Origin of the sequence: Sphingomonas sp. Leaf231 (assembly GCF_001421995.1) — a bacterium.
GTDB lineage: Bacteria > Pseudomonadota > Alphaproteobacteria > Sphingomonadales > Sphingomonadaceae > Sphingomonas.
Genome location: NZ_LMLS01000004.1, coordinates 36,677 through 50,404, shown reverse-complemented (window position 1 = coordinate 50,404; position 13,728 = coordinate 36,677). Strand labels below are relative to the sequence as shown.

Sequence of the window (13,728 nt, the reverse complement as noted above, 5' to 3'; positions counted from 1 at the left end):
CTGGCCTCGCCCTTTTTCGTGACCAAGCGACCGGTGGCTTGCCGGTACGGCACGCCGACCCTAGACAGGTGAGCATGTCGTCTGCCGCGCTCGTCCCATGATCTCGATCGCGCCCGTCGTCGCGATCGTGGTCGGCGCTGTCATGCTGCTGTTCGTGGTTGCCGGCGTGGTGCTGATCGCGCTGGGCCTGCGGGCGCGGAACAGCGCGGCGGATGCGGTGCGCGGGCGCGACACGATGGAGACGCTGTTCGCCGCGGCGCCGGTCCAGCCGATGGTGGTCACGCCCGACGGGCGGATCGAGATGGCGCGCCGCGTCGCCGACTGGCTGGGGTTCAGCGACATCCCGTCGTACCTTCAGGAAGTGGAGGCCGCGGGCTGGGGGTTGCAATCCAGCGAGGCGCAGGCGTTGTCGAAGGGGCTGGTCGCGTGCCAGCGTTCCGCGCGCAACTTCACCCACACCATCCACGCGCGCGACGGTGGTCGCACGTTGACCGTGCAGGGCGACCGGTGCGGCGAAGCGGTGATCCTGTGGTTCTACGATTCCACCGCCAGTGAAGGCGAGATGCGGCGGCTGCGCGCGGATTTCGAGGATCTGTCGGACGCGTTCGACGCGCTTACCGGTCTGGTGGAGGCCGCGCCGCTGCCGATCTGGTACCGGGACACCGACCTGCAGCTGGCGATGGTCAATTCCGCCTATGTCACCGCCGTGGAGGGCGGCGACGCCAGTGACGTGGTCGGGCGCGGCATAGAATTGGTCGACGATTCGGGGCAGGGTACACCGACGACGGGCGCGGCGCTGGCTCGCGACGAAGGGCGTCCGCAACAGCGCGTGCTGCCGGCGACGATCGGCGGCGCGCGGCGCTCGCTACGCATCCACGACGTGCCGCTGCCGGTCGGCGGGGTGGCGGGCTATGCGATCGATATCGAGGAACTGGAACAGAGCCACGCGCGCGAACGCCGGTTCGCCGAGGCGCAGCGTGCGATGCTCGACCGGTTGTCGGCGGGTGTGGCGCAGTTCGCGCGCGACCGCAGCCTGATCTTCTGCAATCAGCCGTTCCGGCGCATGTTCGCGATGCGGCTGGAGTGGCTGGCGGATCGCCCCGAGTTCGATCGCGTGCTGGAGCGGATGCGCGAGGCCAATCGCGTGCCCGAGGTCCGCGACTTCCCCGGCTGGAAGGCTGACCGTCGCGCCTGGTTCGTCGGCGCGGACACCGCCGTCGAGGAAAATTGGCACCTGCCCGGCGGCACGCACCTGCGCGTCGTCGCGCAACCGATCCCCGACGGCGGATTGATGGTGTTCTTCGAGGATCGCACCGAACAGGTCCAGCTGGCCAGCGCGCGTGACACCTTGCTGCGCGTGCGCACCGCCACGTTCGACAATCTGTTCGAGGCGCTGGGCGTGTTTTCGGCGGACGGACGCTTGCAATTGTGGAACACGCGGTTCCGGGCGTTGTGGGATCTGGACGAGGATTTCCTGACCGGCCACCCGCGCGTGGATGTGATCGCCGAGAAGGTCGCCCCGAAGCTGTCCAATCCGCGGCGGGCGCGATCGATCGCGGAGCTGGTGCGCGTGGCGACGATCGAGCGCCAGCAGCGCGCGGGTCACATCGCACTGGCCGACGGGCGCCAGTTCGAGTTCGCCGCCGTGCCGCTGCCCGATGGCAACGCATTGTTCACGATGCTCGACATCAGCGACAGTCGCGCGATGGAGCAGGCGTTGCGCGACCGCAACGACGCACTGGAGGCGGCCGATCAGGTCAAGACGGCGTTCGTCGCCAACATGAGCTACGAATTGCGCACGCCGTTGACCTCGATCAGCGGGTTCGCGGAAATGCTTCACGGCGGCTATGCCGGCGACCTGTCGACCGATGCGATCGCCTATCTCGACGCGATCCTCGACTCGGTCGACCGGCTCGGTCTGCTGATCGACGACGTGCTGGATCTGACCTCGACCGACAGTGGCGCGCGCCCGCTGGAGCGGGCCGATATCGACGTGGCGGCGGTGGCGCGCGCCGCAGCCGACGCGCTGCGCGCCACCGCCAAACGCCACCAGATCGAACTGACCGTCGAGGTGCAGCGCTCCGCCGGGCGGCTGACCGGCGATGCGCGGCGCATCCGCGAGGTGGTGGAGCATCTGTTGCGTCGCGCGATCGGCACCGCGCCCGAAAACGGACATGTGCGATTGCTGGTCGACGGCAACGCGCGCGCCGCGCGGATCGTGGTGTCCGACGACGGCCCCGGCATGACGCCGGAACAGGTCGGCCGCGCCTTCGATCGGTTCGCGGGCGAGGGTGTGTCCGCCGCCGGGGAACGGGCGCTGGGGCTGGGCCTTCCGCTCGCCAAGCAATTCGTCGAGGCGCATGGCGGCACGATCGCGCTGGTCAGCACGCCCGATACGGGGACGGTGGTGACCGTCGACCTGCCGCGGCGATGACGGGCGGCGAGGAGGTGCTGGCCGACGCGGACGCGACCGCGGCGTTCGGCGCGCGGCTGGCGGCGATCCTGCGCGCGGGCGACGTGGTGACGCTGACGGGTGGGCTGGGCGCGGGCAAGACCAGCCTGGCGCGCGGCGTACTGGCGGCGCTGGGACTGGCGGGCGAGGCACCCAGCCCGACGTTCGCGATCGTCCAGCCCTATGACCCGCCGGAGGTGCGCGTGCCCGTGCTGCACATCGATCTGTACCGGCTCGACGATCCTGCCGAGATCGCCGAACTGGGGCTGGAGGAGGCGCGGCTGGACGCGGCGCTGCTGGTCGAATGGCCGGAGCGCGCCGGTGCGGGGCATTGGCCCGATGCGCTGGCGATCGCCATCGCGACGACCGATGATGGCGCGCGTCGCTTGACTTGGGCCGCGCCCGCCGCTTGGGACGGGCGATGGCCACGATGATACCGCCGACGGACGCGCCCGCCTTTCTCGACGCACATGGATGGAGCGGCGCGCGCATCGAGCCGCTGGCCGGCGATGCGTCGTTCCGGCGCTACTTCCGCGTCCACGCCGGCGCGCGGCGTGCGATCCTGATGGACGCGCCGCCACCGCATGAAGATCCGCGACCGTTCCTTGCGGTGGCGACATGGCTGAAAGAGCGCGGGTTCGCGGCGCCCACGATCCATGCCGTCGACCTGACGCGCGGGCTGGTGCTGCTGGAGGATTTCGGCGACGTGCGGCTGCGCGAAACCGTTGATGCCGATGCGGACGATGCGGTGGCATTGTACGCGGCGGCGGTCGATCTGCTGGTGGCGTTGCGTGCCGAGCCTGCCGGGCCGTGGCGCGCCTATGATCGTGCCGAATTGCTGCGCGAGGCCGGGCTGCTGGTCGACTGGTATTGTCCCGCGATCGGGATGACGGTCGACGCGGACGGTTATCGCGCCGCCTGGGAGAAGGTGCTCCACCATGCCGAGCCGGCGACGCCGGTCACGGTGCTGCGCGATTATCACGCCGAGAATCTGATGCTGGTGGGTGAGAAGCGCTCGCTCGGACTGCTCGATTTTCAGGACGCGCTGGCTGGCCACCCGGCCTATGATCTCGTCTCGTTGTTGCAGGATGCGCGGCGCGACGTCGATCCGGCGCTGGAGGAGCGGATGCTCGCGCATTATCGCGCCGCGACGGGCGAGGGCGACGACTTCATGCGATCCTATCACGTGCTGGGTGCGCAGCGGAACGCCAAGATCGTCGGCATCTTCGCACGGCTGTGGAAGCGTGACGGCAAGCCGCGCTACGCCGGTTTGTGCCCGCGCGTGTGGGCGTATCTGGAGCGGGACCTGAGCGAGCCGGCGCTGGCCCCGGTCGCGCGCTGGTTCGACGACAACATCCCGCCCGAATGGCGCGGCGACCCGCTGCGCATCGCCGAAGCGCGGGGTGTCGCGTGACGCGCCCGCGCTACATCCGCCCCGACCCCGGCAAGCGCGTGCCGCGCACCGCGATGGTGATGGCGGCGGGCATCGGCAAGCGGATGCGCCCGCTGACCGCCACCCGCCCCAAGCCGCTGGTCGAGGTGCGCGGACGCACGCTGATCGATCACACGTTCGACCGGCTGCGCGCCGCCGGGGTGGAGCGGGCGGTGGTGAACGTCCATTATCTCGCCGACGCGCTGGAAGCGCATCTGCGCCACCGCGTCCATGGGATCGAGGTGGTCGTGTCCGACGAACGCCCGCAATTGATGGAGACCGGGGGCGGGCTGGCGCAGGCATTGCCGCTGCTGGGCGACGAGCCGTTCCTGGTCGTCAACAGCGACAATCTGTGGCTCGACGGGCCGACCGACGCGATCCGCCAGCTCGCCGATCGCTGGAACGACGCGACGATGGACGCGCTGCTGCTGATGGTGCCCTATGCACGTGCGCACAATCATGCGGGACAGGGTGATTTCCACCTTGCCGCCGACGGGCGGATCAGCGGACGGCGCAAGCCCGGCCGGGTCGCGCCGTTCGTGTTCACCGGCGTGCAGATCGTATCGCCGCGGCTGATCCGCGACTGCCCGGACGGGCCGTTTTCCACCAACCTGTTCTGGAACCGCGCGATTGAGGCCGGTCGGGCGTTCGGACTGGTGCACCAGGGCTTGTGGTCCGAGGTGAACGTGCCCGCGGCGGTGGCACGGACCGAGGCGCTGTTCGCCGATGGCTGACGCGCCCGCCGCGACCGGCGGGCGGGGGCTGCGGCTCCATACCATTCCCGCACACCGGGCGTTTGCCGATGCGCTGGTCGCCGGGCTGCTGCGGCGGTACGGCGACGACCGGCTGGCGTTGGCGCGCGGGCTGGTGCTGGTGCCCAACAATCGTGGCGGGCTGGCGGTGCGCGAAGCGTTCGTGCGCGCCAGCGGCGGCGCGTTGCTGCTGCCACGCATCGTCGCGCTGGGCGGCGAGGAACTCGACGCCGGCGTCGGGGCCGCGCTGGACCCCGCCGACGCGGTGCCGCCGTTGCCGCCCGCGGTCGATCCGTTGCAACGGCGGATGATCCTGGCGCGGCTGGTCGAGGAGGAACGCGCCGCCGCCGGCCGCCCGGTCGATGCGGCCGAGGCGGTGCGGCTGGCGGGCGAACTGGCGCGCACGCTGGACCAGTTGATCGTCGAGGAAGTGCCGCCCGCGCGTCTGGCCGCGATCGACCCCGGAGAGGGGCTGTCGGACCATTGGGAAACCGCGCTGCGCCTGTTCCGTATCCTGCTTGATCGCTGGCCGGCGGAGCGCGAGCGGCTGGGCTGCATCGACGCGGCCGAGCGCCGCATCCACCTGCTCGACCGGCAGGCGGCGCGGTGGCGTGACGTGCCCCCGGCGGGGTTCGTGTGCGCGGCCGGCATCACCGATCCGGCACCCGCCGTCGCACGGCTGCTGCGCGTCGTCGCCGGCATGCCGCGCGGGATGGTGGTGTTCGCCGACCTGGACCTGACGATGGCGGACGAGGAATGGACGGCGTTGGGGCCGCACGATCCCGATCCGGCCACCGGGCTGCGGCGACGCGCGATCGAGGTGCATCCGCAATTCCACCTGAAACTGTTGCTGGAGCGGATCGGGGCCGATCGCGCGGAGGTGTCGCGCTGGGCCGCCGCGAGCGAGCATGACGCCACCGCCGCGCGCGGCCGCGCGATCGCCAATGCGCTGGCCCCGGCGCGCTTCACCGCCAAATGGACCGCGCTGGATGCCGCCGACCGCCGCCTGACCGGCGTCACCGCGGTCGAACTGGCCACGCCGGCCGAGGAGGCGCAGGCGGTGGCGCTGAAATTGCGCGAGGCGGTGGAGACGCCCGGGCTGACCGCTGCACTGGTCACGCCGGACCGGATGCTGGCGCGGCGGGTGGCGGCGCATTGCCGACGCTGGGGGATCGAGGTCGACGACAGCGCCGGGCGCGCGCTGGCGATCCTGCCGCCGGGCACGCTGCTGACCGCGATCGTCGAGGCGGCGGCACAGGATTTTGCGCCGATGGCGTTGCTGACGCTGCTGAAGCATCCGCTGGTCCGCGCGGGCGAGGGTCGCGGCGAATGGCTCGACGGGGTGCGGCGGCTCGACCGTGCGCTGCGCGGGCCGCGCCCGGCACCGGGGCTGATCGGGCTGGATCGTCACCTTGCCGCCACGCCGGAGCGCGCGCGCGCCGCCGAATGGTGGCGCGAGGCGCGCGTGCTGCTGGAGCCGGTGGCGCGCGGCTTCGGTGCCGAGGTCGCGACACTGCCGGGGCTGGTCGCGTGCCTGCGCGAGGCGGCGAACCTGCTGGCGGGGGACGAGGCGTGGCGCGGCCCGGCGGGGCGCGCGGCGGCGGACCTGCTGACCGGACTGGAAACGCAGGCACCGCTGGGACCGCGTACGATCGCGCCCGCCGGCTTCGCGCCGTTGCTGCGCCTGTTGATGGACGAGATCGCGATCCGGCTGTTGCCGCGTGAACGACATGCGCGGCTGGCGATCTATGGGTTGATGGAGGCGCGGCTGCAATCGGCCGACCTCATGATCCTGTCCGGGCTGAACGAAGGCACGTGGCCGGGCTTGCCCGCGCCCGATCCGTGGCTGGCCCCGCGCGTGCGCGCCGACCTGGGGCTGCCCGGGCTGGAGCGCGGGATCGGCGTGGCGGCGCACGATTTCGGGCAGGCGCTGGGCGCGCGCGAAGTCGTGATGACCCGCGCGCGCCGCGATGCGCGCTCGCCCGCGCTGGCCTCGCGCTTCTGGTTGCGGCTGGAGGCGATGACGGGGGAGCGATTCCCGCGCGACGCCACGCTGGCGGCATGGGCACGCACGCTGGACGGTATTGCCGTGCCGACGCCGGTCGACCGCCCTGCACCGATGCCGCGCAAGGCGTTGCGCCCGCGCCAGATCTCGGTAACCGAGGTCGATCGGCTGAAGGCGGACCCGTTCGCTTTCTACGCACGGCGCATCCTGAAGCTGTCGCCGCTCGACGCGGTCGATGCCGATCCCAGCGCGGCATGGCGCGGGACGGCGGTGCACGGCGTGCTGGAGGCATGGGCGCGCGAGGATGCGTGCGATCCCGAGCGCCTGTTGCCCCGCGCGCTGATGTTGCTGGCCGATCCGTCGACGCATCCGCTGTTGCGGGCCTTGTGGCAGCCGCGGCTTATCGCGGCGTTCGAGTGGGTGGCGGCGCGGACCATCGCCGATCGCGCCGCGGGGCGCGAGGTATTGGCGGTCGAAGGGCGCGGCACCGCCGAGCTGGCGGGGATCGAATTGACCGGACGCTTCGACCGGGTCGACCGGATGCCCGATGGCGGGCTGGGCATCGTCGACTACAAGACGGGCAAGGCCCCGTCGGTCGCGGCGGTGCGTGGCGGGTTCAACCTGCAACTGGGGCTGCTCGGCGCGATCGCGGAGCAAGGCGGGTTTGCGGGCATCGGCGGGCACGCGACCGCATTCGAATATTGGTCGCTCGCCAAGAAGGGCGACGCCTTCGGTGCGGTGTCCAGCCCCGCCGATCCGGCGGGCAAGGGCGGGCGGATCGTCACCGAAGATTTCGTCCGTGCCGCGCGCGACAGTTTCGCCGAAGCGGCAGCGCGCTGGCTGACCGGCGAGGAGCCGTTCACCGCCAAGCTGCATCCGGAATTCGCGCCCTATGCGGAGTACGACCAGCTGATGCGCCGCGACGAATGGTATGGTCGCGATGCCTGATCGTCGCACGATGGAAGTTGCCGCATGACCCCCCGCGCCGTCGCGCCGCTGCCCCAGTTGAAGGATGCGCAATTGCGCGCCAGCCGGCCGGAGGCGCATGTCTGGCTGTCGGCATCGGCGGGGACCGGCAAGACGCAGGTGCTGGCGGCGCGCGTGTTCCGGCTGTTGTTGCGCGATGTCGAGCCGGGGTCGATCCTGTGCCTGACCTTCACCAAGGCGGGCGCGGCGGAGATGGCGGCGCGCGTCAATCGGCAGCTCGCGGCATGGGTGCGGATGCCCGATACCGCGCTGGGCGCGGATCTCGACGCGCTGGGCGAGCGGCCGACCGCGGTGCTGATCGCGCGGGCGCGGACGCTGTTCGCGCGCGTGCTCGACGCGCCGGGCGGCGGGCTGCGCATCCAGACGATTCACGGGTTCTGCCAGGGCTTGCTCGCCGCCTTTCCGATCGAGGCCGGGCTGGTGCCGGGGTTCCGCCCGATCGAGCCGCGCGAGGAAGCGTTGCTGCGGCGGCAGGCGCTGTCGGATCTGCTGGTGCAGGCCGAGCGCGAGGGGCGGGCGCGGCCCGTCGAGACGATCGGCGCGCTGAGCGTGCGGCTGGGCGAACAGGGCGCGGAGCAATTCCTGGCCGAATGCGCGCGTGCGCATGACGGACTGGAGGCGCTGCCCGCCGGTATCGCACCGTTCGTCCGTACGCAGCTTGGCCTGCCGCTCGGCGACGTCGCCGCGCATATTCGCGCATCGTGCGGCGACGACGCGATCGACCGTGCGACGCTGGACACCATCGCCGCGCTGAACCGCGGCTGGGGCACGAAGAGCGGCATCGAGCGTGCCGGGGCGATCGGCGCATGGTTGGCGGCGGACGTGGACGAACGCGCCGCGACGCTCGACGCGCTGCATCTGGTCTGGGCGAAGAAGGACGGCGATCCGCTGTCGTTCGGCAAGGGACGCGCGCCCGTCGACCCCGATTACGCCGAACATGCGATGGCGATGCACGGCTGGTGCGGCGAGTTGCTGTCGCTGCGGGTGCGCGCCGCCTATGCCGACCGGCTTGGTGCCGCGCTGGAGGTCGGGCGCGATTATGCGCGCGCTTATGCCGCGGCGAAGCGGCGCAGCGGCGCGGTCGATTTCGACGACCTGATCGGCGCGGCGGTGGCGCTGTTGCGGCAGGAGGGGATCGGCGAATGGATCCGCTACAAGCTGGATCAGATCACCGAACATGTGCTGGTCGACGAGGCGCAGGACACGAACGTCGCGCAGTGGACGATCATCCGCGCGCTGGTCGACGAATATTTCGTCGGACGCGGCGTCTACGCGCCATCGGTGCGCACGCTGTTTACGGTCGGCGACCTGAAACAGGCGATCTTCGGATTCCAGGGCACCGATCCGATCAACTTCCTGGCTGCGGAGAATTACTTCGCGGCGCGCGCGCGCGACGTGTCCGGCGACGAGATGATGCCCGACCACGAACGCGGCCTGCCGTTCGACCGGCTGTCGCTCACCGATTCGTTTCGCTCGACCGCGCCGGTGCTGGAGTTCGTGGATCAGGCGATCGCCACGGTCGGCGCGGCCGGGCTGGGCGCGGCGGAGGACATCCCCGCGCACGCCAGCCGCGTCGCCGGGCCGGGCGCGGTCACCTTGTGGCCACCGATCGCGGCGGGCGCAAGCGAGGCCGAGGACGGTGGCGAGGAAGGGTGGATCGACGATGCGGTTCGCGGCAATGCCACCCGCATCGCGCAGGCGGTGAAGCGCTGGCTCGGCCCGGTCGAACACGGCGGGCTGATGCTGGAAAGCAAGGGGCGGCGGCTGCGGCCCGAGGATGTGATGATCCTGGTCAAGCGGCGCGGCGAACTGGCGCAATTGCTGGTGGCGCGGCTTTATGCGGAGGGGGTGCCGGTGGCGGGCGTCGACCGGTTGCGGCTGTCCGCGCCGCTGGCGGTGCAGGATCTGCTGGCGGCGGTCCGCTTCGTGTTGCAACCCGACGACGATCTGAGTCTCGCCAGCCTGCTGGTTTCGCCGCTGATCGGCTGGACGCAGGACGAGTTGCTGGAACGCGCGGTGGAGCGGCAGGGGTCGCTGTGGCGGCACCTGTCGCGGCATCACGGCGACCGTGTGGCGGTGATGGCGGGATTGCTCGGCAGCGCCGATTTCGACACGCCGTATCGCTTTCTGGAGACGCTGTTGTCCGGCCCGCTCGACGGGCGGCGCAAGTTGCTGGCGCGGCTGGGCGAGGAAGCGCGCGATCCGATCGAGGAATTGCTGAACGCCGCGCTGGATTTCGAGACCGGGTCGACGCCGTCGCTGCAACGCTTCCTCGACTGGTTCGAACGTGACGAGGTGGAGATCGTGCGCGATGCCTCCGCGCCGCTCGACGCGGTGCGGGTGATGACCGCGCACGGGGCGAAGGGGTTGCAGGCGCCGCTGGTGATCCTGGCCGATGCCACCGCCGATCCCGATTCGTCGCCGCGATCGACCTTGATGTGGACGCCCGACGGGTTCGACCGTCCGGTGCCGGTGTTCCGTCCACGCAGCGCGGAGCGCGCCGGCGCGATCGACGCCGCGCTGGCGCAGGTCGAGCAGCGCGAGCGGCAGGAACATTGGCGGCTGTTCTATGTCGCCGCGACGCGTGCCGAGGAACGGCTGGTGATCGCGGGATCGCTGAGCGCCAAATGGCAGGGCGTGCCGCCGGAGGCGAGCTGGTACGCCGCCGCCGCGCGGACGCTCGATGCGCTGGGCGTGCCCGCGGAGGCGGAGGCGCGGGTCTTCGCCGGGCGCTCGCCCGCGCGCGCGGTGCCGCCAAAGGGGGGCGCGGGCGACGCGCCCGCCGCGCCGGTCGCGCTACCCGGCTGGGCGCGCCGCCCCGCGCCCGAGGATGCGAAGCCGCCGCGCCCGCTCGCCCCGTCCTCGGTCGGCGACGACGAGGTCAGCGATGCGCCGCCCGCGCCCGCCGCGCGCGATGCGGCGGAGCGTGGCCGCCTGATGCACGCGCTGTTCGAGCGTCTGCCGCCGCTCGCACCGGCCACCCGGCACGCGGCGGCGGCGCGCTGGCTGGCGGCGCGCGGCGTCGCGAATGCCGATGCGGTGATCGCGCCGGTGCTGGCGGTGATCGACGATCCGCGCTTCGCACCGCTGTTCGGCGGCGATGCGCTGGCCGAGGCACCGATCGCAGCGACTTTGCCGAGCGGGCGGGTCATCTCCGGCGTGATCGACCGGCTGCTGGTGGGCGAGGGCATGGTGCGCGCGGTCGACTACAAGACCGGGCGCAGCGTGCCGACGGACCTGGATGCCGTGCCCGACTATCACTTGCGCCAGATGGCGGCCTACCACGCCGCGCTGGAGGTGATCTTCCCGGGGGCGGCGGTGCAGGTCGCGTTGCTGTACACCGCCGGGCCGCGGATGATCGACTTGCCGACCGCGATACTCGACCCGATCAAGCGCCGCTTGGCCGGGTCGGAGCAAAGCTTGGCCGCCGATGGTTGAGCGCGCGCCCACGGCTTCCTAGTTTGGACGCATCGAAGGAGAATGACATGGCCACGAAGACGATCACCGACGCCAGCTTCCAGAACGACGTGCTTTCCGCCGACAAGCCGGTGCTGGTCGATTTCTGGGCCGAATGGTGCGGCCCGTGCAAGCTGATCGGCCCGTCGCTGGAGGAGATCAGCGAGGAATTGGGCGAGCAGGTGACGATCGCCAAGCTCAACATCGACGAAAACCCCGATTCACCCGGCCAGTACGGCGTGCGCGGCATCCCGACGATGATCCTGTTCAAGGGCGGCGTGCCCGCCGCCACCAAGGTGGGAGCCGAGCCGAAGAATCAGCTGAAGGCGTGGCTGGCGGGCGAACTGGCCTGATGCTGGCGGCGGCGCCTGCGATCATGCAGGGCGCCGCCGCGCCATCGGCGTAATTTGCGGTTGTTCCCGAGAGGCGCATCGAGGCCGACCGATCGTCGCTGTCGTCAGGTCAGCGGGATCATCACGTTGGCGGCATAGCCGGGCCGTTCCTGCAGCCGCGCATACCAGTTCGCGACGTGCGGCACCTCGCCGCGGACCAGGCCGAGCGCGAAATAGGTGTGGGCGTACACGCCTACCGGGATGTCGCCGGTGCCGAATGCGTCGCCCGACAGCCAGGGTGTACCTGCGAGATGGCGGTCGAGCACCGCCATCATCCGTCCACATGCCGCCGCCGACCGCTCGACTGCGGCCTCGTCGCGCTGGTCGGCTGAACGCCGCACGAGGTTCACGAACGCATCCCGTTGCGCATCGGCGTAGCCGAACTGCCAGTCCATCCAGCGGTCCGCCAACGCACGTCGCGCGGGATCGGCCGGCCACATCGTATCGTCGCCATATCGCGCCACCAGATAGCGCAGGATCGCGTTCGATTCCCACAGCACCACCCCGTCGTCCTCGATCGTCGGGATCAGCGCATTCGGGTTCTTCGCCAGATAGGCGTCGTCCATTCCGAACACACCGCCGACGTCGTGACGCCGGTACGGCAGCCCGAGTTCCTCGGCGATCCAGACGACCTTCTTGACGTTGTGCGAATTCAGCCGGCCCCAGATCGTCAGCATCGCCGCGTCAGCTCCGATAATCGGCGTTGATCGAGATGTAGCCGTGGGTCAGGTCGCAGGTCCACACCGTCGCCCGGCCTTCGCCCAGCCCCAGGTCGACGCCGATCTCCACTTCCTGGCCGCGCAGGTGGGCGGCGACCGGTGCCTCGTCGTATCCGGCGACCGCCAGCCCGCCCTCGGCCACTTGCGTCGCGCCGAAGCGGATCGCCAGCAGGTCGCGCTCGGCCGGCTCGCCCGCCTTGCCGACGGCCATCACGATGCGGCCCCAATTGGCGTCTTCGCCGGCGATCGCGGTCTTGACCAGCGGCGAGTTGGCGATCGACATCGCGATGCGGTGCGCCGACCGGTCGCTGTCCGCGCCCTCCACGGTCACCTCGATCAACTTCGTCGCGCCCTCGCCGTCGCGAACCACCAGCAAGGCGAGCTGCCGGCACACATCCGCCAGCGCGGCGCGGAACGCATCCGCACCTTCGCTGTCGTCGTCGGCGAGCGGCGCATTGCCCGCCGCGCCGGTCGCGAAGGCGAGCACGGTGTCGCTGGTCGAGGTGTCGCCGTCGACGGTGATGCACGAGAAGCTGCGCGCATTGGCGGCGGCCAGCGCCGCTTGCAGGAACGGCGCCTCGACCGCGGCATCGGTGAAGATGAAGCCCAGCATCGTCGCCATGTCGGGCGCGATCATCCCCGATCCCTTGATGATCGCGGCGATCGTCACGGGGCGGCCACCGACGATCGCGGTCGCGCCGACGCCCTTGGCATAGGTGTCGGTGGTGCCGATCGTCTCGGCGGCCGCGTGCCAGTCCGCTTCCGGCGCAACGAACGCCGCCGCCAGGCCGGCCTGCGCCTTGTCGATCGGCAAGGGCACGCCGATCACCCCGGTGGAAGCGACGAACACGTCGGATGGCTGGCATCCGATCGCCTGCGCCGCCTGCGCCGCGATCGCCTCCACCGCGTCACGCCCGCGCTCTCCGGTGAAGGCATTGGAATTGCCGGCGTTGACGACCAGCGCCCGCGCCTGACCCAGCACCAGCGCGCGGCGGCACCACTCCACCTCCGGCGACGGGCATTTCGATTGCGTCAGCACGCCCGCCACGGTCGTGCCCGGCACGAAATCGACGAAGGTCAGATCGGTGCGATCCCATTCCTTGTACCGCGCCCGCGCGACGCGCAGCCGCACGCCGGCGATCGGCGGCATTTCGGGGAAGGGCGTGGCGAGCGGGGAGGTGGCCGATGACATGCCCGCGCCATATCCACACGGCCCGCGCTTTTCACTATTTTAGTGAAATTCGTGTCGGAGGGCTTATGTCCGGCTCCGTGAACCTGCTCCTGCTCCTTTCCGCGCTGATCTCGGCGTTGACCGGTACGGGCGCGAGCGTGCGTCAGCCGCAGGTTGCGCAGACGGTCGCGCAGCAGGTGAACGCCGCGGCGATCGCGGGCGCGGCGCGGCGGATCGCGGCCAGGCCCGCGCAGGTCGACGTGACCGTCGCCGACCAGGTCGCCGCCCCGCGTGCACGTGCCTTCACGTTCGTCGCGGCACAGCCGATCTTCGCGAGCCGCCGGCGCGAATAGCGCGCGGCC

10 protein-coding genes are annotated in these 13,728 nt (G+C 71.2%); 8 read left to right on the top strand and 2 right to left on the bottom strand.

The window, feature by feature from the left end:
• The first annotated feature begins 97 nt into the window (after nucleotides 1–97).
• The 7 genes from ASE95_RS13280 to trxA are packed head-to-tail and all read left to right on the top strand — an operon-like array spanning nucleotide 98 to nucleotide 11,437.
• Nucleotides 98–2,434 carry a sensor histidine kinase gene (locus ASE95_RS13280; RefSeq protein WP_056637097.1) on the top strand — a complete coding sequence of 779 codons (2,337 nt, stop codon included), beginning with the start codon at nucleotides 98–100 and terminating at the stop codon, nucleotides 2,432–2,434.
• Complete coding sequence (gene tsaE, locus ASE95_RS13275; protein WP_056637094.1) at nucleotides 2,431–2,886, top strand: tRNA (adenosine(37)-N6)-threonylcarbamoyltransferase complex ATPase subunit type 1 TsaE; 456 nt, start codon at nucleotides 2,431–2,433, stop codon at nucleotides 2,884–2,886. The genes ASE95_RS13280 and tsaE overlap by 4 nt, the downstream gene beginning before the upstream one ends.
• Nucleotides 2,883–3,866, top strand: a complete 984-nt coding sequence (locus ASE95_RS13270; RefSeq protein ID WP_056637717.1) for an aminoglycoside phosphotransferase family protein — start codon at nucleotides 2,883–2,885, stop codon at nucleotides 3,864–3,866. Before tsaE ends, ASE95_RS13270 begins: the two co-directional genes overlap by 4 nt.
• The gene (locus tag ASE95_RS13265; protein WP_235528322.1) at nucleotides 3,863–4,618 is read left to right on the top strand and encodes a nucleotidyltransferase family protein; all 756 of its coding nucleotides are present in this window, start codon (nucleotides 3,863–3,865) and stop codon (nucleotides 4,616–4,618) included. Before ASE95_RS13270 ends, ASE95_RS13265 begins: the two co-directional genes overlap by 4 nt.
• Nucleotides 4,611–7,589 carry a double-strand break repair protein AddB gene (addB, locus tag ASE95_RS13260; protein WP_056637088.1) on the top strand — a complete coding sequence of 993 codons (2,979 nt, stop codon included), beginning with the start codon at nucleotides 4,611–4,613 and terminating at the stop codon, nucleotides 7,587–7,589. The genes ASE95_RS13265 and addB overlap by 8 nt, the downstream gene beginning before the upstream one ends.
• A gap of 24 nt (nucleotides 7,590–7,613) precedes the next feature.
• Entirely contained in the window at nucleotides 7,614–11,066 is a 3,453-nt protein-coding gene (gene addA / locus ASE95_RS13255) for a double-strand break repair helicase AddA (RefSeq protein WP_056637083.1), read from the top strand.
• A gap of 47 nt (nucleotides 11,067–11,113) precedes the next feature.
• Nucleotides 11,114–11,437 carry a thioredoxin gene (gene trxA / locus ASE95_RS13250; protein ID WP_056637081.1) on the top strand — a complete coding sequence of 108 codons (324 nt, stop codon included), beginning with the start codon at nucleotides 11,114–11,116 and terminating at the stop codon, nucleotides 11,435–11,437.
• A gap of 104 nt (nucleotides 11,438–11,541) precedes the next feature.
• Here trxA and ASE95_RS13245 read toward each other — a convergent pair whose 3' ends face one another.
• Together ASE95_RS13245 and argJ are read right to left on the bottom strand one after the other, a co-directional pair.
• Nucleotides 11,542–12,153, bottom strand: coding sequence for a glutathione S-transferase family protein (locus tag ASE95_RS13245; protein ID WP_056637078.1), 612 nt, complete (start codon nucleotides 12,151–12,153; stop codon nucleotides 11,542–11,544).
• Nucleotides 12,154–12,160: 7 nt separating this feature from the next.
• Nucleotides 12,161–13,387, bottom strand: coding sequence for a bifunctional glutamate N-acetyltransferase/amino-acid acetyltransferase ArgJ (gene argJ, locus ASE95_RS13240; protein WP_056637074.1), 1,227 nt, complete (start codon nucleotides 13,385–13,387; stop codon nucleotides 12,161–12,163).
• Between the two features lie 65 nt (nucleotides 13,388–13,452).
• Here argJ and ASE95_RS13235 point away from each other — a divergent pair, with 65 nt between their 5' ends.
• A complete protein-coding gene (locus ASE95_RS13235) occupies nucleotides 13,453–13,719 on the top strand; it encodes a hypothetical protein (RefSeq protein ID WP_056637073.1) in 267 nt (88 codons plus the stop codon).
• Nucleotides 13,720–13,728: the final 9 nt, after the last annotated feature.

Coding starts and splice junctions, on each gene's coding strand:
- ASE95_RS13280 (WP_056637097.1), top strand. CDS start 98: ATGATCTCGATCGCGCCCGTCGTCGCGATCGTGGTCGGCGCTGTCATG.
- tsaE (WP_056637094.1), top strand. CDS start 2,431: ATGACGGGCGGCGAGGAGGTGCTGGCCGACGCGGACGCGACCGCGGCG.
- ASE95_RS13270 (WP_056637717.1), top strand. CDS start 2,883: ATGATACCGCCGACGGACGCGCCCGCCTTTCTCGACGCACATGGATGG.
- addB (WP_056637088.1), top strand. CDS start 4,611: ATGGCTGACGCGCCCGCCGCGACCGGCGGGCGGGGGCTGCGGCTCCAT.
- addA (WP_056637083.1), top strand. CDS start 7,614: ATGACCCCCCGCGCCGTCGCGCCGCTGCCCCAGTTGAAGGATGCGCAA.
- trxA (WP_056637081.1), top strand. CDS start 11,114: ATGGCCACGAAGACGATCACCGACGCCAGCTTCCAGAACGACGTGCTT.
- ASE95_RS13245 (WP_056637078.1), bottom strand. CDS start 12,153: ATGCTGACGATCTGGGGCCGGCTGAATTCGCACAACGTCAAGAAGGTC.
- argJ (WP_056637074.1), bottom strand. CDS start 13,387: ATGTCATCGGCCACCTCCCCGCTCGCCACGCCCTTCCCCGAAATGCCG.
- ASE95_RS13235 (WP_056637073.1), top strand. CDS start 13,453: ATGTCCGGCTCCGTGAACCTGCTCCTGCTCCTTTCCGCGCTGATCTCG.